The organism is Ralstonia edaphi (assembly GCF_958350185.1).
GTDB lineage: Bacteria > Pseudomonadota > Gammaproteobacteria > Burkholderiales > Burkholderiaceae > Ralstonia > Ralstonia edaphi.
In genome coordinates this window covers 47,040-71,906 of the sequence record NZ_CATWHI010000009.1, presented here as the reverse complement: position 1 = coordinate 71,906, position 24,867 = coordinate 47,040, and the positions used below count along the sequence as shown (strand labels likewise).

23 protein-coding genes are annotated in these 24,867 nt (G+C 64.3%); 15 read left to right on the top strand and 8 right to left on the bottom strand.

The genetic code is table 11. The features are described 5' to 3' along the window. Positions 1–25 precede the first annotated feature (25 nt). The 3 genes from R2669_RS23505 (at position 26) to R2669_RS23495 (ending at position 2,185) form a co-directional block, all read left to right on the top strand. On the top strand, positions 26–997 hold the full coding sequence (locus tag R2669_RS23505) for a magnesium and cobalt transport protein CorA (RefSeq protein WP_147215245.1): 972 nt from the start codon (positions 26–28) through the stop codon (positions 995–997). A 10-nt stretch (positions 998–1,007) separates the two neighbouring features. Next, a complete protein-coding gene (locus R2669_RS23500; protein WP_316902258.1) occupies positions 1,008–1,565 on the top strand; it encodes a DNA-3-methyladenine glycosylase I in 558 nt (185 codons plus the stop codon). A gap of 74 nt (positions 1,566–1,639) precedes the next feature. After that, complete coding sequence (locus R2669_RS23495) at positions 1,640–2,185, top strand: NADPH-dependent FMN reductase (protein ID WP_316902256.1); 546 nt, start codon at positions 1,640–1,642, stop codon at positions 2,183–2,185. Between the two features lie 22 nt (positions 2,186–2,207). On the opposite strand, the gene R2669_RS23490 is transcribed toward R2669_RS23495, so the two are convergent. Then, positions 2,208–3,434 (bottom strand): CynX/NimT family MFS transporter, encoded by a 1,227-nt coding sequence (locus R2669_RS23490; RefSeq protein WP_316902255.1) that lies wholly within the window; start codon positions 3,432–3,434, stop codon positions 2,208–2,210. 94 nt (positions 3,435–3,528) lie between these two features. Continuing rightward, positions 3,529–4,407 (bottom strand): Rossmann-like and DUF2520 domain-containing protein, encoded by an 879-nt coding sequence (locus tag R2669_RS23485; RefSeq protein ID WP_316902253.1) that lies wholly within the window; start codon positions 4,405–4,407, stop codon positions 3,529–3,531. A 179-nt stretch (positions 4,408–4,586) separates the two neighbouring features. Between R2669_RS23485 and yddG the strand changes: the two genes are divergently transcribed. From yddG to R2669_RS23455, 6 genes are all read left to right on the top strand, one after another. Then, entirely contained in the window at positions 4,587–5,507 is a 921-nt protein-coding gene (gene yddG / locus R2669_RS23480; RefSeq protein WP_316902252.1) for an aromatic amino acid DMT transporter YddG, read from the top strand. 174 nt (positions 5,508–5,681) lie between these two features. Then, positions 5,682–5,837 (top strand): DUF3309 family protein, encoded by a 156-nt coding sequence (locus tag R2669_RS23475; protein ID WP_012430511.1) that lies wholly within the window; start codon positions 5,682–5,684, stop codon positions 5,835–5,837. Between the two features lie 145 nt (positions 5,838–5,982). Further along, positions 5,983–7,542: an efflux transporter outer membrane subunit gene (locus tag R2669_RS23470; protein ID WP_316902250.1), complete on the top strand. Its 1,560-nt coding sequence runs from the start codon at positions 5,983–5,985 to the stop codon at positions 7,540–7,542. After that, entirely contained in the window at positions 7,539–8,684 is a 1,146-nt protein-coding gene (locus R2669_RS23465) for an efflux RND transporter periplasmic adaptor subunit (protein ID WP_316890902.1), read from the top strand. The genes R2669_RS23470 and R2669_RS23465 overlap by 4 nt, the downstream gene beginning before the upstream one ends. Continuing rightward, positions 8,681–11,776, top strand: a complete 3,096-nt coding sequence (locus R2669_RS23460) for an efflux RND transporter permease subunit (protein ID WP_147215258.1) — start codon at positions 8,681–8,683, stop codon at positions 11,774–11,776. The genes R2669_RS23465 and R2669_RS23460 overlap by 4 nt, the downstream gene beginning before the upstream one ends. A gap of 48 nt (positions 11,777–11,824) precedes the next feature. Continuing rightward, positions 11,825–12,604, top strand: a complete 780-nt coding sequence (locus R2669_RS23455) for a crotonase/enoyl-CoA hydratase family protein (RefSeq protein ID WP_316890903.1) — start codon at positions 11,825–11,827, stop codon at positions 12,602–12,604. Between the two features lie 69 nt (positions 12,605–12,673). Here R2669_RS23455 and metE read toward each other — a convergent pair whose 3' ends face one another. Continuing rightward, positions 12,674–15,004, bottom strand: coding sequence for a 5-methyltetrahydropteroyltriglutamate--homocysteine S-methyltransferase (metE, locus tag R2669_RS23450; protein WP_316902247.1), 2,331 nt, complete (start codon positions 15,002–15,004; stop codon positions 12,674–12,676). 124 nt (positions 15,005–15,128) lie between these two features. On the opposite strand from metE, the gene R2669_RS23445 reads away from it, so the two are divergent. Next, positions 15,129–16,046, top strand: a complete 918-nt coding sequence (locus tag R2669_RS23445) for a LysR family transcriptional regulator (RefSeq protein ID WP_027680114.1) — start codon at positions 15,129–15,131, stop codon at positions 16,044–16,046. On the opposite strand, the gene R2669_RS23440 is transcribed toward R2669_RS23445, so the two are convergent. After that, positions 16,047–16,967: a LysR family transcriptional regulator gene (locus R2669_RS23440; protein ID WP_316902245.1), complete on the bottom strand. Its 921-nt coding sequence runs from the start codon at positions 16,965–16,967 to the stop codon at positions 16,047–16,049. Positions 16,968–17,079: 112 nt separating this feature from the next. Between R2669_RS23440 and R2669_RS23435 the strand changes: the two genes are divergently transcribed. After that, positions 17,080–18,237 carry an acyl-CoA dehydrogenase family protein gene (locus R2669_RS23435; RefSeq protein WP_316902243.1) on the top strand — a complete coding sequence of 386 codons (1,158 nt, stop codon included), beginning with the start codon at positions 17,080–17,082 and terminating at the stop codon, positions 18,235–18,237. Positions 18,238–18,341: 104 nt separating this feature from the next. Continuing rightward, positions 18,342–18,980, top strand: a complete 639-nt coding sequence (locus R2669_RS23430; RefSeq protein ID WP_316902241.1) for an FMN-binding negative transcriptional regulator — start codon at positions 18,342–18,344, stop codon at positions 18,978–18,980. Positions 18,981–19,122: 142 nt separating this feature from the next. Here R2669_RS23430 and R2669_RS23425 read toward each other — a convergent pair whose 3' ends face one another. Genes R2669_RS23425 through R2669_RS23415 form a run of 3 tightly spaced genes read right to left on the bottom strand, consistent with a single transcriptional unit; the run spans position 19,123 to position 20,190 of the window. Beyond that, positions 19,123–19,506 carry a DUF2514 family protein gene (locus tag R2669_RS23425; protein WP_316890911.1) on the bottom strand — a complete coding sequence of 128 codons (384 nt, stop codon included), beginning with the start codon at positions 19,504–19,506 and terminating at the stop codon, positions 19,123–19,125. Beyond that, the gene (locus R2669_RS23420) at positions 19,503–19,988 is read right to left on the bottom strand and encodes a lysozyme (protein ID WP_316902239.1); all 486 of its coding nucleotides are present in this window, start codon (positions 19,986–19,988) and stop codon (positions 19,503–19,505) included. Before R2669_RS23420 ends, R2669_RS23425 begins: the two co-directional genes overlap by 4 nt. Then, a complete protein-coding gene (locus R2669_RS23415; protein WP_316890915.1) occupies positions 19,963–20,190 on the bottom strand; it encodes a DUF7940 domain-containing protein in 228 nt (75 codons plus the stop codon). Before R2669_RS23415 ends, R2669_RS23420 begins: the two co-directional genes overlap by 26 nt. 145 nt (positions 20,191–20,335) lie before the next feature. On the opposite strand from R2669_RS23415, the gene R2669_RS23410 reads away from it, so the two are divergent. From R2669_RS23410 to R2669_RS23400, 3 genes are all read left to right on the top strand, one after another. Further along, entirely contained in the window at positions 20,336–20,662 is a 327-nt protein-coding gene (locus R2669_RS23410) for a hypothetical protein (protein WP_316902237.1), read from the top strand. A gap of 276 nt (positions 20,663–20,938) precedes the next feature. Then, complete coding sequence (locus R2669_RS23405) at positions 20,939–22,129, top strand: acyltransferase family protein (RefSeq protein WP_316890918.1); 1,191 nt, start codon at positions 20,939–20,941, stop codon at positions 22,127–22,129. A 756-nt stretch (positions 22,130–22,885) separates the two neighbouring features. After that, a complete protein-coding gene (locus R2669_RS23400; protein ID WP_316890921.1) occupies positions 22,886–23,212 on the top strand; it encodes a tyrosine-type recombinase/integrase in 327 nt (108 codons plus the stop codon). A 146-nt stretch (positions 23,213–23,358) separates the two neighbouring features. Here R2669_RS23400 and fahA read toward each other — a convergent pair whose 3' ends face one another. Next, positions 23,359–24,630 carry a fumarylacetoacetase gene (fahA, locus tag R2669_RS23395; RefSeq protein ID WP_316902236.1) on the bottom strand — a complete coding sequence of 424 codons (1,272 nt, stop codon included), beginning with the start codon at positions 24,628–24,630 and terminating at the stop codon, positions 23,359–23,361. Positions 24,631–24,867 lie beyond the last annotated feature (237 nt).

Sequence of the window (24,867 nt, the reverse complement as noted above, 5' to 3'; positions counted from 1 at the left end):
CGCTGAATGCGTTCCGGAGACAACCATGTCCATGGTGATCAACAGCGCGCTGTACCGCAACGGCAAGCGTGAGCGTGACTTGTCTGTCGAGGCCATCAGCGACGTGCTGCACACGCCGGGCTCCTTTGTCTGGCTTGGTTTGCATGAGCCCGACAACGCGATGCTCGACCGCGTGCAGGAGGAATTCGGCCTGCACGATCTCGCCATTGAAGACGCCCGCAACGCGCACCAGCGGCCCAAGCTGGAGCTGTACGGCGACGTGCTCTTCATCGTGCTAAACACCGCGCAGATAGAAAACGGCAACGTCGTCTTTGGCGAGACGCACCTGTTTGTCGGCCGGGACTTTCTCGTCTCGGTGCGGCATGGGCCGTCGGCGTCGTATTCGCCGGTGCGCGAGCGTTGCGAGCGCACGCCGCAATTGCTGGCCAAGGGCGCGCCGTTTGCGCTGTACGCGGTGATGGACTTCGTGGTCGACAACTATCAGCCCGTGCTGGAACGCCTGCAGGAAGAATTCGAGCAGATCGAAAGCCAGATCTTTGGCGACACGTTCGATCGCGCGGCCATCGAGCGGCTCTATACGCTCAAGCGCCAGCTTCTGCGCCTGCGCAACGCCGCGCTGCCTGTGGAAGACATCGCCGGTCAGCTCGTGCGCCTGCATGAAGACGTGGTGCCCAAGGAACTGCGCGCGTATTTCCGCGATATTGCCGACCACGCGCATCGCGCGGTGGGCGCACTGGACGTGATTCGCGAAATGCTGACCACGGCCATCTCCGTGAACGTGGCGCTGGTGTCTGTCACGCAGAACGACATCGTGAAGCGGCTGGCGGGGTGGGGCGCTATTCTGGCAATTCCGACCGTGGTGTTCAGCAACTACGGCATGAACTTCAAGGGCATGCCGGAGCTGGAGCATCCGGCGGGATATCCCATCGTGCTGGCGTGCACGGCCACCGCTTGCGTGTGGCTGTATCGCAAGCTGCGCAAATCGGGCTGGATCTAGGAGACAAGAGATGGCGCGTTGCTGCTGGGCGGGCGAAGACCCGCAGATGATCGAGTATCACGACACCGAGTGGGGCGTGCCCTCGCACGATGATCGCCACCTTTACGAGATGCTCATTCTCGAAGGGGCGCAGGCGGGGCTGTCATGGCAGACCATTCTTCGCAAGCGGGCGCGGTACCAGGAAGTGTTCGAGGGGTTTGATGCGGCACGCGTGGCGCGCTTCACGCCGGCGCGCATCGAAAAGCTCCTCGCTGATCCGGGCATCGTGCGCAATCGTGCCAAGGTAGAGGGCGCCGTCATCAATGCGCGGAAGGTGCTGGAGCTTCAGGAAGAAATGGGTTCGCTCGATGCATTCCTGTGGGCATTTGTCGGTGGAAAGACCATCGTCAACCGCTGGGACAGCTACCGCGATGCACCCGCCGCGACCGACGCGTCCAAGGCGATGAGCAAGGCGCTGATCAAGCGCGGTTTCAAGTTTGTCGGCCCGACCATCTGCTACGCCTTCATGCAGGCCACCGGCATGGTCGATGACCATGAGGCCGGATGTTTTCGCGCCGGGAAGGCTTAGCGCGTGAAGCCTCTTCTTGATTGAGCGAATGTCCGTTATTCTCGCCAGTCCCAACATTGACGGAGTCGTTCTTCATGTCGCTGAATTTTCTTGGCATTGCCGGTAGCCTGCGCCGCAAATCCACTAACCAGGGGCTGCTGCGCGCAGCATCCACCCGCCTGCCCGCCGGCGTGGAAATGGACTTGGCCGACCTGATGGATATTCCGTTCTACAACGCCGACATCACGGACAAGCCTGCCTCGGTGGTGAGCGTGCTCGAACAGATCGGCCGCGCCGATGCCCTGGTGCTGGCCTGCCCCGAGTACAACTACTCGCTGGCTCCGGCGCTGAAGAACATTCTGGACTGGGCCTCGCGCGAGCCCAACAACACGTTGCTGGCAGGCAAACCGGTCGCCATTCTTGGTGCGGGTGGTGGCATGGGCACGTCGCGCGCGCAATACCACCTCCGTCAGGTCTGCGTGTATCTGGATCTGCATCCGCTGAACAAGCCGGAAGTGTTCGCCAACGCGTTCGCCGGTGGCTTTAACGCCGATGGCGATCTGACGGACGAGCGCATTGCCGGCCTGATCACCGAACAGATGCAGGCGCTGGCCAACTGGACGTTGAAGCACAAGGCTTGATCGAAGCCTTGCGATAGCGATCTCACTCGCCGGCGTGCAGCGTACGGTTGCGCCCGGCGAGTGAACCGGCCACGAGCGAGGCCAGCGCAATCGCGCTGAACAGCCAGCCCATCGCGGCCCAGCTGCCGGTCAGATCGTGCAGCACGCCCATGAGATACGGCCCTGCAGCGGCCATGGTGTAGCCAATGCCCTGCGTCATGGCCGACAGGCTTGCCGCCACGCGCGCATCGGCCGATCGCAGTACGATCAACGACAGCGCCACGCTGAAATTGCCGCCCTGGCCGAGCCCCAGCAAGACCGCCCACCACCACAGCGTCGACAGCGGCGCGTACAGGCAGCCCATCAGGCCGGCCCAGCACATCAGCATCATCAGGACGACGGCGGGGCGTTGATCGCGCCCGAGCCGCGCCACAAACGGCCCGCCCAGCGCGGTGATGAGCTGCACGAGAATCGACACCGCCACCACCACGCCCGACTGCACGGCAGACAGCCCGCGGTCTTGCAGGATCACGGGCAGCCAGCCGAACACGCAATACGCCAGGGACGATTGCAGCCCCATATGGAGCGTCACCTGCCAGGCAATCGGCTTGTTCCACAGCGACACACGCTGCAGCCGCGTGGCCGCTCCCTTGCCGTGCGCATGCCGCATATGCGGCCACCAGCCGACAAAGGCCAGCAGAGCCGGCAGAGCCCAGAACGCCAGCGCCGGTTGCCATCCGCCCAGCCATGCCGAAAGCGGCGCGCTTGCCCCGGCCGCCACCGCCGCGCCAAAGCAGAGCGCCATGGTGTAGACGCCGGTCATCAGGTCTGCCTGCCGGCCGAAATCACGCTTGACGATGCCCGGCAGCAGAATGCCCGTTACGCCAATGCAGGCACCCGCCGCCAGCGTGCCGATGAAGAGCGGCGCAACGCCGCCCGCGCTGCGCAAGGCAATGCCTGCCGCCAACGCAATCAGCAAGCCGCCCACGGCGCGTTCTGCGCCAAATCGCCGAGCCAGCACCGCTGCGGCCGGCGCAAACAGGCCGAGGCACAGCACCGGCAACGTCGTCAGCAGGCCCGCCGTGGCGCCAGACAGCCCCGTGCCTGCCGTCACCTGCTTGAGCACGGGCGACAGGCTCGACAACGCCGGGCGCAGGTTCACACCCACCAGCACCAGCCCCACCACCAGCAGGATCAGCGCGCCGGATGAACGGGGTGCAGCGGTGTCACGTGCAGCAGGAGGTGGCGGCGAGTGCGGTGTGTGGGACATGGCAGAACAGGCTGGCGGGCAAGCTGCCGATTGTAGGGGGCGCGCCGGATTGGTGCATGGCCGTCGTCCAATCCCAATGATGCCGACCCCGGAATTACGTAGGGTTGAGTCGCGCAGCCAGTTCGCTCAGCACATCTGCGGAGGGTGCGCCGCGTTCGGCAGCCAACGCGAGCGCGCGCCGTGTGAGTGCGGTGTACAGCGCCGCGTGATCGGCGCCAAGGGCATCGAGCGCTTGCAGATGTTTGTCGATCACGCCGCCGTCTCCGCGCGAGACCGGACCTGCGAGCGCTCCAGCGAGGCCGCGTGCGCGCGCTGCGGCCAACGTGCCGTCCACCAGCGGCCACATGGCGGCGACAGCGGCATCCCGGTCGATGCCTGCGGCTTCCCACAGCGTGGCCGCTTCTTGCAGCGCGCACAGCAGGAAGCTGGCCGCGTAGTTGGCGCCGGCGTGATACAGGGCGCGTTGCCCGGCACGCACCTTCAGCGGCGTGCAGCCCAGCCGCAGCGCAAAGCTGGCGAGCGCCGCATCGTGCGGGGCGTCGGCGTCAATGGCGATGGAGGCGCCGCCCAGGCGTTCCGCGTCATCCGGCAAACCAGCAAACAGGAAGAGCGGGTGGAAGCTGGCGGTCTCCGTGCCGGCCTGGCGGGCGGCATCCAGCAGGTCGCGTTCGCCGGCGCCGCTGCAGTGGAGGACGAGCTGGCCCGGTCGCCAGCGCACGTTGCCGACCACGCCCGGGATGGCGTCATCCGGCACGGTCACGAACACCCAATCGGCGGCATCCGCCACGCCTTGCGCATCGACAGCCTTTGCACCCGTAGCTTGTGCGAGCCATGCAGCGGGCGCGGCCGACCGGTTTGCAACCGCCACGGTGCGCACGCCTGCATCGTGTGCCCGTGTGGCCAATGCCCGCGCCAGCCGCCCCGTGCCAATCCAGCCCACGGAAACGGGCGCTTCGATTGCAAAAGACGTCATAGCAAACCTCGAATTTTGATCGTCAGCATCTTATAGCGAAGCATCGTCCGTAGATGGAGATACGGCTATCGCACGATCTGCCACTGCGGCCGGTAAACTGCACGGCTTTACCGGCAGCGTTGGGCCGGGCGCAAGCGAGCGGTTTTCTTCAGGCGGACATGTCAGTGCAAGCAGGTGTTATGCAAAGCAAAAGTCGGGCAACACTCATCGGACTCATCGCCGTGCTGCTGTGGAGTTCGATCGTCGGGTTGATCCGGGGCGTGAGCCAGCATTTGGGGGCCGTGGGCGGCGCCGCCATGATTTATTCCGTCGCGTCGGTGTTGCTGGTATTCACCGTCGGCTTCAATGATTTGAGGACGTTTCCACGGCGCTACCTTGTGTGGGGCAGCCTGCTGTTCGTGTCGTATGAGCTCTGTCTCTCGCTGTCGATCGGCTATGCCAGCAGCGGGCGGCAAGCGATCGAGGTCGGGATGGTCAATTACCTGTGGCCGACGTTCACGATGCTGGCGGCCATCGCCTTCAACAAGCAGCGCGCGAATGCGCTGATCGTGCCGGGTGTCTTGGCTTCCATCCTCGGGATCTGCTTCGTGCTCGGCGGGGAGCAGGGGCTTGATATCGCCGGCATGGCCGGCAACGTCAAGGACAACCCGCTCAGTTACGGATTGGCCTTCACGGGCGCGGTGATCTGGGCGGCGTATTGCACCGTGACCAGCCGCATTGCCAACGGCAAGAATGGCGCAACGCTGTTTTTCATCCTGACGGCGCTGGCGCTTTGGATCAAGTTCTTCGCCACGGGCGGCGGGGCGATGCATTTCAGCGTGTCGGCAGTCATCTACCTTGCGTTGGCCGCATCGGCAATGGGGTTTGGCTACGCAGCGTGGAACGTCGGCATCCTGCATGGCAACGTCACTGTGCTGGCGGGCGCGTCGTATTTCATCCCCGTGTTTTCGGCGGCGCTGGCCGCGGCGCTGTTGCATGCGCCGCTGTCATTTGCGTTCTGGAAGGGCGCGTCGATGGTGGTTGCCGGATCGATCCTGTGTTGGCTGGCTACGCGCGGTGGCCGCGCAAAGACGTTGTCTTCGTCCCAGTCTTCCGCCTGACCTAACAAAGGGCGCACCGGTGGCTTTCAGTGCGTCCGGCGCTCCGCAATTAACTGCCAGGTATTCAAGAAAACCGCAGATAGAGCCAGCACGGGAACGGGGCGTGCTAGATGCCGTGTAAGCCGCAGCGCCACGACGGAACGGCGGCATACCAACACAGAAACAGGAGGCATCATGTTGAGCACCATCCTCATCATCGTTCTCATCTTGCTGCTGATCGGCGCATTGCCGTCGTGGCCGTACAGCCGGAGCTGGGGCTATGGGCCGACGGGCGGCCTTGGGCTGATCGTGGTGATCGTGGTCATTCTTGTGCTGCTGGGCTATATCTGACGCCCCGGGTTGACGTCGATGGGCGCATGGTTCTGAGCAACGCCTGACCGGTTGTCGAGGGTTGGCTGAGTATCGCTGCGGGGCAGATGTCTTGCAGACGCTTGACTGGGCATAATCCCAGCTGCGTTCCCGAAGGACACTTCCCATGACGACAGGTCGACACGCCGGCAGCCACGCGCCCGGCGGTCGCGCCCAGATCGCGCCGCTGGTGCTGGCCCTGCTGCTGGCCGGCTGCGCGGTCGGGCCCGATTACCACACGCCGCCCCTGAGCGGCACCGAAGCGCCACAAGGCTGGCATGCCACGCTGCCGCACCACGGCAGCCGCATGGCATTGGCGCGCTGGTGGGAGCAGTTTCACGATCCCGTGCTCACCCAACTGGTTGAGCAAGCCGATGCGACGAGCCCGACGATTGCGCAGGCCGTAGGTCGCGTGCGCGAGGCGCGGGCGAGCGTCTCGACCAGCCGCGCGGCGCTGTTCCCCCAATTGAAGGGTTCCGGCTCTGCCATGCGGCAGGGCGGGTTCGGCGGCAGCCAGTTTGCCGGCGGCGCGGGCGGGCTTTCCGGTGGCGCACTCAACCCGACGCTGGGGCTGGGCACGATCACCACGCTGGCGGCGCAGGCCGACGCCTCCTGGGAGATCGATCTCTTCGGCGGCAAACGCCGCAGCCAGGAAGGCGCCGATGCGCGGTTGACGGCCAGCGAGGCCGATTGGCACGACGCGCGCGTATCGCTCGCCGCGGAGGTCGCCAACACCTACTTGCAGCAGCGCGAGTGCGAGGCGCTCGTGAATATCGGCGCGGCAACGCTCTCGTCCCGACAGGAAACGCTGCAATTGACCGAACGAAAATTCCGTGCGGGTTTTGTCGCGCCGGCTGACTTTGCACAAGCGCAGGCGACCGTTGGTGATGCGGTGAATGCGCTGGAGGGCCAGCGTGCGCAATGCGCGCAGGGGATCGACAAGCTCGTCACCCTCACCGGCCTTGACCATGAGGCGCTGAACGGGCTGCTGTCCAAGGACAACGCGCAGATTCCGGCGCCGCCCGATGCCGGCGTGCCCGATGTGCCGGCGCAGGTGCTGTCGCAACGGCCGGATGTGTCGTCGGCCGAGCGCGCGGTGGCGGGAGCCAGCGCCGATATCGGTGTGGCGGTGGCAAGCCGCTTGCCGTCGATCACGCTGGCGGGTTCCATCGGCATCAATTCGTACCGCCTTGGCGGTCAATCGTTGACGAGCAAGTCGTGGTCGTTTGGGCCGTCGGTGTCGTTGCCGATCTTTGACGGCGGCTCGGGCGCGGCGCGTGTGGAAACGGCGCGTGCCCGTTACGACCAGGCGCTGGCCAGCTATCGCGGCAAGGTGCGCCAGGCCGTGCAGGAAGTGGAAGACGCGCTGGTGCGCCTCGATGCTTCGGACCGCCGCGTCGATGCTGCCGCGATGGCCGATGCGCAATACGCAAAGGTGCTGGAAGCGTCGAACGCGCGCTACCGGCTGGGCGCCGGCAGCCTGCTCCAATTGGAAGACGTGCGGCGTACGGCGTTGCAGGCTTCGCAATCGCTGGCGGCCATCAAGCTCGAACGCGCACAGGCCTGGGTGGCGCTGTACAAGGCCGTCGGCGGCGGCTGGCGCGACGATGGCGCCAATCCTCATCCCGAAAACAAGACCACTGCGCCGGCCGCACAGGGCGGGGCGCATACCGGAACCGCTTCATGACAGGACAACGAGTTTGGATGGGCGCGCTGGCGGTGTTGCTGGCCGGCGCGCTGGCGGCGTGCGGCAAATCTGCGCCCGAGAACAAGAAGAACGAGCAGACGCCTGCCAAGCCGGCGCTGGCTGTCAACGTTGCGCATCTCGCGCAGCGGGTGTGGCCGCGTGTCGCCACGGCCAGCGGTGCGGTGCAGCCGTGGCAGGAAGCCAGCATCGGCGCCGAGGTGAGCGGGTTGAAGCTGGCGGAAGTGCTCGTCAACGTGGGCGATGTGGTCAAGCAAGGCCAGCTGCTTGCCCGTCTGTCGGATGAAACCGTGCGGGCTGATGTGGCCGCGCAGCGTGCCAGCCTAGCCGAAGCCGAGGCGTCGGCCGCGCAAGCCGCCGGCGAGGCGCACCGCGCGCACGAACTCGACAAGAGCGGTGCGATCAGTCAACAGGATTTGATCCAGTACGACACGCAGGCCAAGACGGCGGCTGCCAAGCTGGCCGCCGCCCGGGCGCAGTTCGAGAGCCAGCAATTGCGCTTGCGCTACACGCGTGTGGTCGCGCCCGACGACGGCGTGATCAGCGCACGCACGGCCACCGTGGGCGCCGTGGTGTCGTCCGGCACCGAACTCTTCAAGCTCATCCGCAAGAATCGCCTGGAATGGCGCGCTGAAATGCACGGCGACGTCCTGCCGCGCATCCAGCCCGGCCAGGCCGCGCGCGTGCGCCGCATGGATGGCGGGGTGGTGAACGGCCGCGTGCGCCAGGTCGCTCCCACGGTCGATGCCAACACGCGCAATGGCCTCGTCTATGTCGATCTGCCGCCGGAAGCTGCAACGTCCGGCGTGAAGGCCGGCATGTATCTCTCGGGCGATGTGCTGCTGGGCGATGCGCCGGCCGCGACCTTGCCGGAGACCGCCGTCTTCTCGCGCGATGGTTACGACTACGTGATGGTGATCGGCCAGCAAGGCCGCGTGCGCCAGACCAAGGTCACGATTGGCCGCCGGCAGGACCGGCAAGTTGAAATCGTGCAGGGCATCGGCGCGAATGACGGCGTGGTCGCCGCGGGCGCTGCCTTCCTGAGCGATGGCGATGTGGTGCGTGTGGCGACCGCCGGTGCAGCGTCCGCACCCGCGGCGCCGGCAGCCGGAGCCAAGCCATGAACTTTTCCGCCTGGGCGATCCGCAAGCCGATCCCGTCGATCCTGCTGTTCATCCTGATCACGGTGGCGGGGTTGGTGTCGTTCAAGATGCTGTCGATCCAGAATTTTCCGGACATCGACTTTCCCGCGGTTTCCGTGACGGCCAGCCTGCCAGGCGCCACGCCCACGCAGATGGAAACCGAGGTCACGCGCAAGATCGAAGACAGCATTGCGAGCATCGGCGCGATCAAGCACATCACTTCCACCATCAACGACGGCAGCTCGACCACGATGGTCGAGTTCCAGCTCGAGAAGGATGTGCAGGAGGCCGTGAACGACGTGCGCGATGCGGTCAGCCGCATCCGCGCGCAGTTGCCGTCCGACGTGCAGGAACCGGTTATCTCGCGCGTGACGTTCGCCAGCCTCCCTGTGCTGACGTACGCCGTGGAAGCGCCTGACATGGATGCGGAGGATCTGTCCTGGTTCGTCGACAACACGGTCAACAAGCGGCTGCTGTCGGTGCATGGCGTGGCCAAGGTGACACGCCAGGGCGGTGTGGACCGCGAAGTGCGCGTGCAGCTTGACCCCGTGCGCCTGCAGGCGTTGAACGTGTCGGCGGCGGATATCAGCGCGCAAGTGCGCGGCATGCAGCAGGAAGCGCCGGGTGGGCGCGGCAACATCGGCGGGCAGGAGCAGGCCGTGCGCACGCTCGGCACGGTGAAGAGCGCGCGCGAACTGGCGCAGATGGACATCCCGTTGTCCGACGGCCGGCGCATTCGCCTGTCGGATGTGGCCGACGTGCGCGATACCGCGGCTGAGCCACGCCAGATGGCGCTGTTCGACGGCAAGGCTGTCGTGAGCTTCCAGGTGTTCCGCTCGCGCGGCGCAAGCGAAATCTCGGTGGCCAAGGGCGTGCGCGAAGCGCTGGCCGCGCTGCAGGCCGAGCGGCCCAACGTGCATGTGACCGAGGTCTACAACATGGTCAAGCCGGTGTCCGATGCGTACACCGCGTCGATGCACGCGCTATACGAGGGCGCCATCCTGGCGGTGATCGTCGTGTGGCTGTTCCTGCGCGATTGGCGGGCCACGTTCGTGTCGGCCGTGGCGTTGCCGTTGTCGATCATCCCGACCTTCGCGGCCATGCAGTTGCTCGACTTCACGCTCAACGGCATCACGCTGCTGGCGCTCACGCTGGTGGTCGGGATTCTCGTTGACGACGCCATCGTCGAGGTAGAGAACATCGTGCGCCACCTGCGCAATGGCAAGAAGCCGCTGGAGGCTGCCATGGAAGCGGCGCAGGAGATTGGCCTGGCCGTGGTGGCGACATCGCTCACGCTGGTGGCGGTGTTTCTGCCGACGGCCTTCATGGGCGGTATCTCGGGCAAGTTCTTCAAGCAGTTCGGATGGACGGCGTCGCTGGCGGTGCTGGCCTCGCTGCTGGTGGCGCGGCTGCTCACGCCCATGATGGCCGCGTACATGCTCAAGCCGCAGGACGAGCCCAACCGCGACAGCTGGATCATGACGCGCTATCTGCAGGCGGCACGCTGGTGTCTCGTCCACCCGTGGAAGACGGGCGGCATGGCGGCGGCGTTCTTCGTTGTGTCGGTCGCCATCATCGGGCTGATTCCCGCGACGTTCCTGCCGCCCGAAGACTGGGCGCAGCTGCAGATGACGGTGGAAAGCCCGCCCGGCAGCACCATCGCGCAGACGCGCGACAACACCGAGCGCGTGCGCAAGATCGTGATGCAGCACAAGGAAGTCCGTCACGTCTATACGGCCATCGGCTCGGGCGTGATGGCCGGCGTGCCGGGCTCCAGCGGCGGCGAGGTGCGCAACGGCACGCTCACGATCTCGCTGACTGACCGGCACGATCGGCACGTCAAGCAGCAGGACGTCCAGCGCCAGTTGCGCGAAATGCTGGAAGGCGTGCCCGGCGTGCGAATCTCGTTTGGTGCGGTGGGCTCCGGCGAGCAACTCCAGGTGGTGCTGACCGGTGACGATCCTGCCACGCTTCAGCAGGCCGCGCGCGATGTGATGCGCGATCTGCGTACCGTGCCGGGGCTCGGTGCGGTCACGTCGTCGGCCAGTCTGCTGCGGCCCGAAATCGTCATCCGCCCGGACTTTGCGCGCGCGGCACAGCAAGGGGTGACCGCCGCAGCGATTGGCCAGGCCGTGCGCGTGGCCACCGCAGGCGACTACGACGTCAACCTGCCGAAGCTGAACCTGCCCGAGCGGCAGGTGTACATCCGCGTTGAACTCGATCCGAAGGCACGCAACCAGATCGACACGATCCGCCAGTTGCGCGTGCCGGGCCGCAACGGCGCGGTGCCGCTGGAGAATATCGCCGATATTTCCATCGGCAGCGGCCCCGCGCAGATCGACCGGTATGACCGCAGCCGCAACGTCACCATCAGCGTCGGGCTGGAAGGGCGCGCGCTGGGCGACACCAACATGGCGGTGGAGGCGCTGCCGTCCATCAAGAACTTGCCGCCGGGCGTGCGCCGCATTGCCTCGGGCGATGTGGAGGGCATGCAGGAGCTGTTCAGCAGTTTCTTCCTCGCCATGTTTGCCGGCGTGCTGTGCGTGTATGCGGTGCTGGTGCTGCTGTTCCACGACTTCACGCAGCCGGTGACGATTCTGGCGGCGCTGCCGCTGTCGGTGGGCGGAGCGTTCGGGCTCTTGGCGCTGTTCGGTTTCAGCTTGTCGTTGCCGGCGTTGATCGGCTTGCTGATGCTGATGGGCATCGTCACCAAGAACTCGATCCTGCTGGTCGAATACGCCATCGTTGCGCGGCGCGATCTCGGCATGTCGCGCACCGAGGCGATCATCGACGCGTGCCACAAGCGCGCCCGCCCCATCGTCATGACCACGGTGGCCATGACGGCCGGCATGGTGCCGATGGCGCTCGGCTTAGAAGGCGATGCCGGCTTCCGCGCACCGATGGCCGTGGCGGTGATCGGCGGTCTGCTGACTTCTACGCTGCTGAGCCTGCTCGTGGTGCCGGTGGTGTTCGAGAAGGTCGACGACTTCAAGGAGTGGGCCCTGCGCAAGTTCCGAGGCGTGCGCCATCACGGGCACCGCGCCGAGGCCGCGTCGGAGCACGGTCCGCGCTAGGTGTAGCATCGGGCGGTCTGCCAACGTACCGCGCTGCGGAGACCGCCCATGCCCGACGCCGTGCTCTTCCAGACCGATGGCCCGGTCTGCACCATCCTGCTCAACCGGCCCGAATGCCGCAACGCGGTGGACGGGCCGACTGCTGCCGCGCTGCTCAATGCGTTCGAGCGTTTCGAAGCCAATGACGCGCTGCGCGTTGCGGTGCTTGGCGGCACCGGCGGCCACTTCTGTGCCGGCGCCGACCTGACGGCCGTCGGCGATCCTTCCAGACGCAATCATCTCGACCCCGATGGCGGCATGCCCGGGCCAATGGGCCCTTCGCGCATGGCGCTGTCCAAGCCGCTCATCGCTGCGGTAAGCGGCTATGCCGTGGCGGGCGGGCTGGAACTTGCGCTGTTGGCCGACCTGCGCGTCATGGAGCGCGACGCCGTATTCGGCGTGTTCTGCCGCCGCTGGGGTGTGCCGCTCATCGACGGCGGTACGGTGCGCTTGCCGCGGATCATCGGCATGGGCCGAGCGTTGGACATGATCCTGACCGGTCGCGCTGTTTCCGCTGACGAGGCGCTCGCCATGGGCCTGGCCAATCGCGTGGTCGGAATCGGCGAGTCGCTTGCCATGGCGCAGAAGCTTGCCCGAGACATCGCCGCCTCCCCGCAGCAATGCATGCTGGCCGATCGGGCGTCGGCGTATGCGCAGTGGGATTTGCCGTTGGCGGCAGCGCTGCAACAGGAAGGCGCGCGCGGCACGCCGATGGTGTTTGCCGAAGGGGTGGAGGGCGCCGCGCGATTTGCAGGTGGTGCTGGCCGGCATGGAGAGGTGGATACCTGAGCTTGAGCGCAAAAAAAAAACGCCAACCGAAACCAGCCGGTTGGCGTTTTTATTTCGTGCTATCGACTTTCAAGCCGTCGCACCTTCGCGCTGCGTAGCCTTGCTGCCCGCATGCAGCGCATTGGCATGCTTGGCGCGCAAGCGGCGCGTGGCTTCCACCATGCCTTGCAGTGCCGCTTCCACTTCCGCCCAGCCGCGCGTCTTCAGGCCGCAATCGGGGTTCACCCACAGGCGTTGCACGGGCACGACCTGGGCGGCCTTGTCCAGCAACGCTTCCATCTCTTCCACACGCGGCACGCGCGGCGAATGGATGTCGTACACGCCCGGCCCAATCTCGTTCGGGTACGCAAACTCCCCAAACGCGTCGAGCAGTTCCATGTTCGAGCGCGAGGTCTCGATCGTGATCACGTCGGCATCCATCGATGCGATGGCCGGCAGGATGTCGTTGAACTCCGAATAGCACATGTGCGTGTGGATCTGCGTGTCGTTACGCACGCCGGAGGCCGACACGCGGAACGCACGCGCCGCCCATTCCAGGTAGCCCGGCACATCGGAGGCGCGCAACGGCAGGCCTTCGCGGAAAGCCGGTTCGTCGATCTGGATGGCAGCAATGCCGGCGGCTTCCAGATCGCACACTTCGTCGCGCAGGGCCAGGGCAATCTGCAGCGCGGTCTGCTCGCGCGGCTGGTCGTCGCGCACGAACGACCACTGCAGCATCGTCACCGGGCCGGTCAGCATGCCCTTCATCGGCTTGGCGGTCAGGCTTTGTGCGTACTTGGACCACTCGACCGTCATCGCTTCCGGGCGGTATACGTCGCCGTAGATCACGGGTGGCTTCACGCAACGCGAGCCGTAGCTCTGCACCCAGCCGTTGGCGGTGAAGGCGTAGCCCCACAGCAGTTCGCCGAAGTATTCGACCATGTCGTTGCGCTCGGCCTCTCCGTGCACGAGCATGTCGAGGCCGAGTGCTTCCTGGCGGCGCACGACGTCGGTAATTTCAGCGCGCATGCGCTGCAGGTAATCCAGCGCGGGCAGTTCACCGCGCTTGTGTTGTGCCCGTGCCTGGCGAATCTCGGCCGTCTGCGGGAACGAGCCGATGGTGGTGGTCGGCAGCAGCGGCAGGTTCAGGCGGGCTTGCTGCGCTTCTGCGCGGTCGGCATAAGGTGCGGCGCGTTCTGCATCTTCTGCGCGGATCTCGGCCACACGCTTCTTGACGCCAGCGTTGTGCACGCGGCGGGATTGGGTGCGCGAGGCGATGGCGGCGCGGTTGTCATCCAGCGCCTTCTGCACGGCGGCGGGGCCCTCGACCAGCGCGAGCTTGAGGATTGCCAGTTCGTCCAGCTTCTGGCGCGCGAAGGCCAGCCAGCCCTTGAGTTCGTCGTCGAGCTTGGTTTCAGCGGACAGGTCGACCGGCACATGCAGCAGCGAGCAGCTCGGCGCGACCCACAGGCGATCGCCAAAGGCTTCGGCCAGCGGCGCTACGCGTTCGAGCACGCGCGCGAGATCGGAGCGCCAGATGTTGCGGCCGTCGACCACGCCAACGGAGAGCACCTTGTCAGCAGGCCACGGTGCGAACGCGCCAAGCTGGTCCGGTGCACGCACCAGATCCAGATGCACGCCATCGACCGGCAGGGTTTTGATCAGGGCAGCATGGTGGGACGCGGCTTCGAAGTACGTCGCCAGCAGCAGCTTCGGGCCCTTGGCAGCGGCCAGCGCCTGGTAAGCGGAGCCGAATGCGTGCACCGAGGCTTGCGGCAGATCCAGCACCAGCGCCGGTTCGTCGATCTGCACCCATTCCACATTCAGCGCGGCCAGGCGCTGCAGCACGGCCGCGTAGGCCTGAAGCACTTGCGGCAGCAGTGCGAGCTTGTCGGTCAAGCCGTTGCGCGCCTTGGCCAGATGCAGGAACGTGACCGGCCCGATGAGCGCCACCTTCACGCGGTGCCCTGCGGCCTGTGCCTCGCGCACTTCGTCGAACAGCCATTCGGTGCCTTGGCCCCATTGCCGATCGAGGAGGTCGGGCGTCAGTTCAGGCACGAGGTAGTGGTAATTCGTGTCGAACCACTTCGTCATTTCCATGGCCGCGTGATCGGCATTGCCGCGGGCGAGCACGAACGATTGCGCCAGCGTCAACTGCGCGGCATCAAAGCCGTAGCGCGTGGGAATGGCGCCGAGCAGGGCGGCCGTCTGCAGCACCTGGTCGTACCAGGCGAAATCGCCCACGGTCACAAAGTCGAGGCCGGCGTCGCGCTGGGCAGTCCAGTGGCGCGCGCGGAGGGCGCGGCCGGTGGCACGCAGGTCGTCTTCGGACGAGGCGCCTTTCCAGAACGATTCGAGCGCGAATTTCAGCTCGCGTTGCGCGCCGATGCGCGGGTAGCCGAGGGTGTGGATGGTCGTCATAGTGGTCGCAGGAGAATCGATTCGGTTTTCAGTCCAGCGATGATCGGCGACCCGTTGTCATGAATCAAATGATATTATTTTCGATAACGTTGAATGAAATTCATATATTGGAAATCGCACGAACATGCTTGAAATCCGCCATCTGCGCACGCTGATCGCCCTGGCCGACGGTGGCTCCGTCTCGCGCGCCGCCGAGCGGCTGCACCTCACGCAATCGGCGCTGTCGCATCAATTGCGCGCGCTGGAGTCGCACTATGGGCTGGCCGTCGTGCGCCGCAAGGGCCAGACGGTGGAGTTGACCGAAGCCGGCGAGCGCATGCTGGAACTCGCGCAAAAGGTCGTCGCCGACATCCAGACCGCCGAGCGCGACCTTGAACGCATCAAGGGCCGCGCGGCCGGCACGCTTCGCATCGCGCTGGAATGCCACACCTGCTTTGACTGGCTGATGCCCGTGATGGACGCCTTCCGCCAGCGCTGGCCGGAAGTGGAGATGGACCTCGTGTCGGGTTTTCACACGGATCCGCTCGCGCTGCTCAAGGACGGCCGCGCCGACGTCATCATCGGCTCGGATGCCAAGATGCGGCGCGGCGTGGTATTTGCGCCGCTGTTCCGCTTCGAGATCCTTGCCGTGCTGCCCGTTGACCACGCGCTGCGCAACAAGAAGTGGCTGGAGGCGAAGGACTTTACGGACCAGACGCTCATCACCTACCCCGTGCCCGAAGAGCGCATCGATCTGATCCGCCAGGTGCTGACACCGGCCGGCATCGCATTCAACCGCCGCACGGCGGAGCTGACCATCGCCGTGCTGCAGCTCGTTGCCAGCCGCCGCGGGCTGGCCGCGCTGCCGAGCTGGGGCATCAAGAATTACGTCGATTACGAATACGTGGTGGCCAAGCGTGTCGGCAAGGAAGGCCTGTGGAGCGATCTCTACGCCGCCATGACGCGCGACTATGCGCAGGCGCCGTTTGCGCAGGACTTTATCGAGACGGCCAAGTCGATCTGCTTTGCGCAGTTGCCGGGCTTGATGCCGCTGGAAGCGTAATCAGGCGTGCCCCTTGCGGGACAGGCGCGGCAACTTGCCTTGCAGACCGTCTTTCAGGAAGTCCAGCAAGTGCCGTGTCGCGAGCGTCCGGTATCGGCTGGGCATTGCCAGCATGTAAAGGCGGCTGCCAAACACGCTGAACCGATACGCGGGCAGCACGCGTTTGACGTGGCCGTCGCGCAGATCATCGGCCGCGGCGTAATAGGGCAGGATGCCGAGCCCATTGCCCGAGCGCACGGCGGCTTGAAGGAACAGGTAATTGTCGGACGAGACGCCCGGGTCCAGCGTCACGAGTGTCCGCTCATCGCCCAGCTGCGCCGACAGCCGCAACGGTTGTCCGACGGCCGGCGCGCTGACGATGGTGTGGGCTGCGAGCGCGTCGAGCGTTTTCGGCACGCCATGCACGGCCAGGTAGTCCGGCGCGGCGCACAGCACCCAGTCGACTTCATCGAGCAGCGTGGCGACCAGCGATTCGGGCGGGTTGGAGACGATGCGCAGTGCCACGTCGACGTCCTCGCTAATCAGGTCGGACACGCGGTTGTCGAACCGCACATCCAGCCGGATATCCGGATACGCCCGCTTGAAGGCCACCAGCAGCGGCGACACCAGCAAATGCCCCAACCCCGTCGGCACCGAGAGCCGCACGCTGCCTTGCAGTGATTTGCCGAGCGACGAGACCAGCGCGTCGGCGGCGGCCATTTCGCGCAGGATGCTGCGGCCGTGTTCGTAGATGCCGGCGCCCACCTCCGTGGGTTCCACGCGGCGCGTGGTCCGGCGCAGCAGTTGCACGCCCAGTGCGCGCTCAAACGCCTTCAGCCGGTGGCTCACGTTCGAGCGCGTGGTCTGCAGCCGGCGTGCCGCCGCCGACAGGTTGCCCGCGTCGACGATTTCCACGAACAGCTTGAGCGCATTGAGATCCATGACGGCCCGCCAGATTGGTGAATGAGACTCGACATTCTGTTGATGTCGGTCCGGATTGTCAAAACGTGCCAACCCGGTAACATCGGCCGGAACATCCCCAGGAATCAGCGACATGGCGCTCGACGACGAATCCTTCGGCCTGCTGCAGCAATCGGTGCAGCGCTTTATCCAGGAACGGCTCATGCCGGCGGAAAACATCCTCGAGGAAGAGGATGACGTGCCCGCCGACATCGTTGCCGACATGAAAGAGATGGGCCTGTTCGGCCTGTCGATTCCAGAGGAATACGGCGGCATTGGCCTGGCGATGGCGCAGGAATGCGAGGTGGTGTACGACCTCGGGCATACGGCGCTGGCCTTCCGCTCGGTGTTCGGCACCAACGTCGGCATCGGCTCGCAGGGCATCCTGATGGACGGCACCGATGCGCAGAAGGCCGATTACCTGCCGCGCATCGCCAGTGGCGAGCTGATCATCTCGTTTGCGCTGACGGAACCGAACGCCGGTTCGGACGCCGCATCGCTGCAGACGCGGGCCACGCTGGACGGCGATCACTACGTCATCAACGGCACCAAGCGTTTCATCACCAACGCGCCGCGCGCCGGGGCGTTCACGCTGATGGCGCGCACAGGCAGCGAGGGCGCGGGCGGCATCTCCGCCTTCATCGTGCCGGCCGATACGCCGGGCATCACGCTCGGCAAGCCCGACAGGAAGATGGGCCAGCGCGGCACCAAGACCTGCGATGTCATGCTCGACAACGTGCGCGTGCCGGCGGCCAACATCATTGGCGGCGTGGCGGGGCAGGGCTTCAAGACGGCGATGAAGGTGCTGGACCGCGGCCGCCTGCACATCTCGGCCCTGGCATGCGGCATGGCGCACCGGCTGCTGACCGACGCGGTGGCCTACGCCAAGGAGCGCAAGCAGTTCGGCCAGCCCATCGCAGACTTTCAGTTGATCCAGGCCATGCTGGCCGACAGCCAGGCGGAGCTGTACGCCGGCATGTCGATGGTGCGCGACTGCGCGCGCCGCTACGACGCCAAGCCCATCGGAAAACAGGACCACGAAATCAGCATGCTGGCGTCCTGCACCAAGATGTTCTGCACCGAGATGGTCGGCCGTGTGGCGGATCGTGCGGTGCAGATTCACGGTGGCGCGGGCTACATTGCCGAATACAAGGCCGAGCGCTTCTATCGCGATGTGCGTCTGCTGCGCCTGTACGAAGGCACCACGCAGATCCAGCAGCTCATCATCGCCAAGAACCTGCTGCGCGACTAGGCTGGCTCTAGTAATTCGCGTGAATCTGGCTCTGTTTCGGAGCCACGTTCTGGTTCAGAATGGGCGCTTTCCTGTTCGATTGCACGATCGTTGCCGGAGTCGCCATGTACATCCCCGCCCACTTTGAAGAATCGCGTCCTGACGCGTTGCACGACCTGATCGCGCAGAACCCGTTCGGGACGCTCGTCACGCATGGCGAGCAGGGGCTGGATGCGAACCACATTCCGTTCTTGCTGCTGCCGGAAGAGGGCCAGCTTGGCGTGCTGCATGCCCACGTGGCGCGCGCCAACCCAGTGTGGAAAGACGTCGCCAACGGCGATGAGGTGCTCGTCATCTTCCGCGCGGGCGATGCGTACATCTCGCCGACGTGGTATCCGAGCAAGCACGAGCACCACAAGGATGTGCCGACCTGGAACTATCGCGTGGTGCATGCGCATGGCCGTATCACCGTGCGTGACGACGCGCGTTTCGCGCGCGGCGTGGTGGCTCGCCTGACGCGCGCGCATGAGGCCGCGCAGCCTAAGCCGTGGAAGATGTCGGACGCGCCTGCCGACTACATCGATGATTTGCTGAAGGTGATTGTTGGTCTCGAGATCGAGATCACGCGCCTTGAGGGCAAGCTCAAGCTCGGCCAGAACCGGGAAGCGCGCGATGCACGCGGCGCTGGCGAGGCGCTCAAGGCCAGCGGCGCGCATGTCGTGGGCGACGCGATGCTTGCTGCGCTGGCGGCAAAGACGGAATGATGCGAGCAGCGGACTGTTAATCCGTAGGTCGAGTGTTCGAGTCACTCACGCCCCACCAGTATTTAAAAGGGTTTTCAGGCAACTGGAAACCCTTTTGCTTTTCCGCAATCTGGAGAGTTTTCCGCAAAACGCCTCGACGGGATCAGTGTTTGGCTACTGTCAGGGCGTCGTAGTCGCGCTCGCAGGCGAGCCCGGCGACCCGGAGTCGGTCGGCGTAGCCAGCCAGCTCTCCCGAAGTTTGGTCAGACCGGCTGAGCACGTTGACGAGCACATCGAGGGGGGCGCCACCAGGCTGACCCGGGCCTGCGCTGGCAGCGGTGGGATGGCCGGATGCGCGGGCGGCCTGCACGTCGGCGAGGCGCTTCTGTTCGGCCGCATCCCTGGCCGCGTCGAACTGCTGCTGCACGTGGGCGGCGCCCGCGTCATAGCCTTGCTTGTAGACGTGGTGGTGCAGCGCCGTCAGACCGAGCAGCACGCCCACGGCAATGGCGGCGATGCCGCCCCATTTCACCCAATCGATGGTCATGCCTTGGCCCTCCCCTCGCACAGCTCACGCTCCGCCTGCGAGCGGCGCACGAGACCGGGCAGCACCTGGCCGCCGGCCCGCACCCACTTCGACAGCTCGGCGCACCCACCGCCCATGTCGCCCGCATTCGCCTTGCGCGCGAGCGTGGTGTTGCACACCGCGCCCACACCCGCGTTGTAGGCCAGATCCACAAACGCGATCTTCTGGCCGGCGGTCAGCGGCGCCTTGATGCATGCCATCACGCCTTCGGCGTGCCGAGCCAAATCGCGATCGAGCTGCGCGCGGCATTCCTCCGGGGTGTACGTCTTGCCCCACGCCGCATCCTCGGTGGCGCCCGGGCAGTAGGTGAGCACGCCGATCGGGTCGCGGTAGGTTGTGAGCTTTGTGCCCTCGAACTTCGGCACGATGGCCAGCAGGCCGGCCGCAGCCGCAGTGCCCACGATGGCCGCCAGCGGCTTACTCGGTCGCTTGATTGCGGGCATGCTTGGGCTCCTGCTTGATGACGCGAACAACGCTGTTCACGATGAACAACACCACCGTCAGCACGGCCAGATGCTTCGCCGGGAAAATGTCGCGCAACTGGTCATAGAACATGACATAGGAAGAGCACACGGCAACGCCGACGGCATTGACTTGTTGCGAGTACAGCTTGTGACAACGCTTCCAATCGTCGATCAGCTTCATTTGCGCGCTCCTGTGTCATGCGCTCCAGAACGGCAACGCGGGTCGCGAGATCGCGAAAGGTTCCGTACTGCGATCCAGCCCAGCCAATCGCGCCAATGCACGCGAGCAGTCCGGCACCAACGAGCTTCCACATCCTGCTGTGCACATGCATCTGCGAATTGAGGTGCTCCACCTGGCTTTTCGTCGCGTCGCTCACGTCAAACAGCCTGTTGGTCTTGCTATCGAGCGTGTTCACGCGCTCCTGCAACGAGGCCATCATCACGATGCTTTGGCTGACCGAGGTCAACTGTCCTTTCATCTCCTTCAGATGATCGATCGCATTGCTCAGGCGCTCGGTGAGTACCTGCACAGCGGCATCGGTTGCCATCTCTTCGCTCACTCGTTACCCCCGGGGTTGATCGAATCTTTTGTTTTGGAAGCAACTAGCGAATTGACCGTATCAATGGAGTTTTCTGGCTTTATCGAGAAATAAGCGCGATTAAATCGGCAATTATTTGTTTCCCGCATTTATTAGACTCCACCTGATTTTAAAATCGATGGACGGATTATAGAAGAGGCTCCATTTAAAGGAATCAAACAGTTTGTTTGATGGAGTCGTTCCGCGTGGTAGATGCACGCGACCGAGGCGTGCGATGGACTGTTGAGGCGCTCGCTCTGGCAGGCGCAGGGAGTGGAAATTCAGTGGCATCACGGTGCGGTTACAATCGTGCCCCAGAAGAGGACTAGAGTGGCGCCGGGGCCACCCTCCATGCCCGACAGAACCCACACCCGAGACAAGCTTGACGCCTCGCTCCACATGAAAAACGAAAATCTAGCCTTCGTGCAGGCACTGCGCGGGATAGCGGCGCTGATGGTGGTGCTGCTGCATATTTTTCAGCAGCAAGCGCTTCCCCTTGAGGACAAAGGCTTATTCCAATGGCTGGTGGGCAGCGGGGGCGCCGGTGTCCCGATGTTCTTCATCATCAGCGGTTTCATCATGGTCTATTCCACCCGCGACATAACACCGAATGCACAAGCCGGGATGTCGTTTGCTGTGAAACGATTTTCACGAATCTGGCCGACTTACGTTGTCCTGACCATCTTGTTTTGGAGCCTGGTCACTCTCGCAGATAAGCTTGTCGGAGCCACTTTCCCTTACTCGATCGGCTCAATCGTCCGGTCTCTTCTGTTCATCCCGTTGACAATGGATTCCTCTCCGGCCCCGATCTTTGGCGGCGCGGTTCTGTATCCGGGATGGTCTCTGAACTACGAGATTTACTTCTATCTCCTGCTTACCATTTGTCTATTTTTTGGGCGGTTCAGGTGGCACACGCTGCTCATGATTCTCACCGTGACGCTGGTTGGGCTACCACTTTTGAACGGGCATCATCCGACCTTAGACATAGCCAACAAAAACGGCTATTCATCGTATCTCGCTCTGGTTTCCTCCCCACTCATCTGGGAGTTCGGAGCTGGCGTAGTGATCGGCTTGGTCTACCTATCGAACGTCAAAATCCAGAGCAAAGGAACCGCAGTCTTCCTGTGTTTTTTCAGTGCGTCACTCGTAATCTGGATTCTGCTGTCGAAGGCGTTTTGGGGCATGGGGATGGAGGGATGGGGATGGTCACTCACCCTCATGTTTCTATGTCTAGCCCTGTCCAGCAAAACCGTTCAGATACCCGCCCCGCGAGCACTGGTGTGGCTGGGAGATATTTCGTACTCCCTTTATCTTGTTCACCCGCTCATTTTGAAGCCGACATTCGACATCGGATGGGAGACTTCGTATAGGGAGTCGATGCGCGATCCAAGCTTCGCGATCGTGATTATTGTCGCCTCCATAGGTGCAGCAGCGCTTTCCCGTCGCTACCTAGAGCTAAGCCTGAGCAACTACCTGCGCGACAAGCTGTTGTCCCTTTTTTCTACGAAATCATCCCAAGGGGGAACCGCCGGTGTGGCATAGCGGTTCCACTGCATCAATGGATCACCACGTGATCGCCTGCACTGCCGACACGCTGGTTGCCGCATTGATTTGAGCGACCAGCCCAACCTTTTTCTCGATGGCGGCCAGAATTGCGCCTTCCCATCCTGGCCGACCCGCTGAATTTGAGCCGCAGTGTGGTCTGCGTACGACCAGTTTCCGTTTGAGTCTGCGCACCAAAATGGCGTTGTCCACCCCGAGGACAGGCCCGGCATCACAGATGCCAGCACGGATGCCGAGAGATTCTGTTGATCGACCAGTTGCGCAGGGTAGGTATGCGCGGAGCCCAGCGCCGACGAGCTGAAGCCTGCCAAGATGGTTGTTTGGCAGGCTGAACTGACTACGTCGGTCTGTTCTGCTTTGGCCTGCTCAAGAGTCGGCTTTTTGAGGGCCGCCACCTGACTATCGGTGAGCTTTACTAGCCCATCGGGCCACCCCGGAAGCCCTAGGGCAGCACCGTCCATGTCGTCGTGAAGTTGGCCGCTTGCGTCTTTCCAGATTGCCATTGCGAGTACCTTCTGAGGTGCGTTTATCGGAGTTCGGTCCAAGCGGAAGCAGAGCCGCCGGTAATGGTCGCTGAGTAGCTTTGGCCCGGAGGAACAACAGCGCAGGCGCTGGGCGAACTGAAGCCGCCAGAGATCGCCGCAACGTTTTGAACCATGACGGTTAGTCCATTGACGGACAAGGTCACGCTGACGGCACTGTTGGTTGCGCCTTGTGCTTGTACGGTAAAGACGATTGGGCGAGCTGGCCGTCGTGGTCGAGCGCATCCGCGCGCGTAAGAAGGGCTACAAGGTGGTGAGCACGGCGCTGGTGGTCAACGAGTCCGGGCAGCGGCTGGGCCGCGATGCGCTGCGCTCGCGCTTCGACAAGGCACGCGAGGCCGCCGGCATTGACAAGGATGCGTTCCAGTTTCGCGACCTGCGTGCCAAGGCCGGCACGGACAAAACCGACATGTCGGGGGACATCCGCCAGGCACAGATGCAGCTCGGCCACTCGTCGCTGGCCATGACCGAGCACTACGTGCGGCAGCGCCGCGGCGACAAGGTGAAACCCACCCGGTAAACCGTTCCGCAAAACGGGCTCGCCATACGGTGGAATGCGGGTCTGCGGACATCTCGCCTGCGTGGTTTGCGGAACGTTCTTTATACCTAAGTGCTTGACGCACCTATAAATTGGGGCGGACTCTTAATCCGCTGCTCCACACCGCATTACTTCACACTGCGCGCCGGCAGAATTTCGCCGCGCACTTCCCCAAAGCCCACGCGATAGCCATTGCCCTGGCACCAGCCGGTCATGGTGACTTCGTCGCCGTCTTCCAGGAAGGCGCGCGTGGTGCCGTTGCCGAGGTCCAGCGGCTGCTTGCCGTTGACAGTCAGCTCCAGCAGGCTGCCATAGGAATCCGGCGTCGTTCCGCTGATGGTGCCGGAGCCCATCAGGTCACCCACGCGCACGTTGCAGCCGGACACGGTGTGGTGCGCAAGCTGCTGCGCCATCGTCCAGTACATCGCGCGGAAGTTCGTGCGCGCGATGGTGGTGCGCTCCCCGCCGTGCGGACGCAGCGCGGTTTCGAGGGCGATGTCGTAGGCGTTCGGCCGGCTCTGCCGCAGGTATTCCAGCGGCTCGGGCGATTGCGCGGGGTTGGCCACGCGGAACGGCTCCAGCGCTTCCATCGTCACGATCCACGGCGAGATCGATGTGCCGAACCCCTTCGAGTTGAACGGGCCGAGCGGCACGTATTCCCATTGCTGGATGTCGCGCGCGCTCCAGTCGTTGAGCAGCACGACGCCGAACATGTAGTCGGGTGCGGCATCCACGGAAACCGGCTCACCCAGCGCACTGGGCTTGCCGACCACAAAGGCCATCTCAAGCTCGTAGTCCAGCTTGCGGCAGGCCGTGAAGATCGGGCGCGGCTGGTCGGGCAGCTTGATCTGGCCCATCGGGCGGTGCAGCGGTGTGCCGCTCACCACCACGGAGCTGGCGCGGCCGTTGTAGCCGATCGGGATTTCCAGCCAGTTGGGCAGCAGCGCGTTCTCGGGATCGCGGAACATGCGGCCGACGTTGGTGGCGTGTTCTTTCGACGAATAGAAATCCGTGTAGCCGGGGATGTCGATCGGCAGATGCATCACCGCATGCGCTTGTGGCACCAGCGCGCGAGCGTGCAGTGTGGCGTTGTCGCGCACGTGCGTGTCGGCCACGCTGAACAGCGCTTGCAGCTTCTTGCGCGTTTCCGCCCAGACGGGCTTGCCAAGGGCGATGAAGGTGTTGAGTTTGCCGGTGCGGAATGTGCCGCGTGTTGCTGCGGGGAGCAGGCCGGCGTCATCCAGCACGCCGAGATCGATGACCTGATCGCCCAGGGCCACGCCTGCGCGTGGCGACGGGTTTTCCTTGGTGGAGAAGATGCCGAAGGGCAGGTTTTCCAGAGGGAAATGGGTGTCGGGGGTGTTGGCGGATTCTAGCCAGCTTGGTTGGCGGGTGGTCATGATGGGGCGATGGTTTGTTTGTTGAGTCGGTTATTGCTTGACGTTGCTGGTGCATCCCTTGTTTCACCCCCTGCCGGGGGCGACTTACTTTCTTTGTCTTGCCAAAGAAAGTAAGCAAAGAAAGGCGCGCCCGAGATGGCGACTTCCCCTTGAATTTATGTCGCAGGGAGGGGAAGGAGCCAAACTCGCTACGCTCAGACAGGGCTCCTTCCTTTTTCCTCCCTGCAACAGAAATTC

Bases quoted from the DNA above. Each gene is read 5' to 3' on its own strand.
- R2669_RS23505 (WP_147215245.1), top strand. From the start codon at position 26: ATGTCCATGGTGATCAACAGCGCGCTGTACCGCAACGGCAAGCGTGAG.
- R2669_RS23500 (WP_316902258.1), top strand. From the start codon at position 1,008: ATGGCGCGTTGCTGCTGGGCGGGCGAAGACCCGCAGATGATCGAGTAT.
- R2669_RS23495 (WP_316902256.1), top strand. From the start codon at position 1,640: ATGTCGCTGAATTTTCTTGGCATTGCCGGTAGCCTGCGCCGCAAATCC.
- R2669_RS23490 (WP_316902255.1), bottom strand. From the start codon at position 3,434: ATGTCCCACACACCGCACTCGCCGCCACCTCCTGCTGCACGTGACACC.
- R2669_RS23485 (WP_316902253.1), bottom strand. From the start codon at position 4,407: ATGACGTCTTTTGCAATCGAAGCGCCCGTTTCCGTGGGCTGGATTGGC.
- yddG (WP_316902252.1), top strand. From the start codon at position 4,587: ATGCAAAGCAAAAGTCGGGCAACACTCATCGGACTCATCGCCGTGCTG.
- R2669_RS23475 (WP_012430511.1), top strand. From the start codon at position 5,682: ATGTTGAGCACCATCCTCATCATCGTTCTCATCTTGCTGCTGATCGGC.
- R2669_RS23470 (WP_316902250.1), top strand. From the start codon at position 5,983: ATGACGACAGGTCGACACGCCGGCAGCCACGCGCCCGGCGGTCGCGCC.
- R2669_RS23465 (WP_316890902.1), top strand. From the start codon at position 7,539: ATGACAGGACAACGAGTTTGGATGGGCGCGCTGGCGGTGTTGCTGGCC.
- R2669_RS23460 (WP_147215258.1), top strand. From the start codon at position 8,681: ATGAACTTTTCCGCCTGGGCGATCCGCAAGCCGATCCCGTCGATCCTG.
- R2669_RS23455 (WP_316890903.1), top strand. From the start codon at position 11,825: ATGCCCGACGCCGTGCTCTTCCAGACCGATGGCCCGGTCTGCACCATC.
- metE (WP_316902247.1), bottom strand. From the start codon at position 15,004: ATGACGACCATCCACACCCTCGGCTACCCGCGCATCGGCGCGCAACGC.
- R2669_RS23445 (WP_027680114.1), top strand. From the start codon at position 15,129: ATGCTTGAAATCCGCCATCTGCGCACGCTGATCGCCCTGGCCGACGGT.
- R2669_RS23440 (WP_316902245.1), bottom strand. From the start codon at position 16,967: ATGGATCTCAATGCGCTCAAGCTGTTCGTGGAAATCGTCGACGCGGGC.
- R2669_RS23435 (WP_316902243.1), top strand. From the start codon at position 17,080: ATGGCGCTCGACGACGAATCCTTCGGCCTGCTGCAGCAATCGGTGCAG.
- R2669_RS23430 (WP_316902241.1), top strand. From the start codon at position 18,342: ATGTACATCCCCGCCCACTTTGAAGAATCGCGTCCTGACGCGTTGCAC.
- R2669_RS23425 (WP_316890911.1), bottom strand. From the start codon at position 19,506: ATGACCATCGATTGGGTGAAATGGGGCGGCATCGCCGCCATTGCCGTG.
- R2669_RS23420 (WP_316902239.1), bottom strand. From the start codon at position 19,988: ATGCCCGCAATCAAGCGACCGAGTAAGCCGCTGGCGGCCATCGTGGGC.
- R2669_RS23415 (WP_316890915.1), bottom strand. From the start codon at position 20,190: ATGAAGCTGATCGACGATTGGAAGCGTTGTCACAAGCTGTACTCGCAA.
- R2669_RS23410 (WP_316902237.1), top strand. From the start codon at position 20,336: ATGCATCTGCGAATTGAGGTGCTCCACCTGGCTTTTCGTCGCGTCGCT.
- R2669_RS23405 (WP_316890918.1), top strand. From the start codon at position 20,939: ATGCCCGACAGAACCCACACCCGAGACAAGCTTGACGCCTCGCTCCAC.
- fahA (WP_316902236.1), bottom strand. From the start codon at position 24,630: ATGACCACCCGCCAACCAAGCTGGCTAGAATCCGCCAACACCCCCGAC.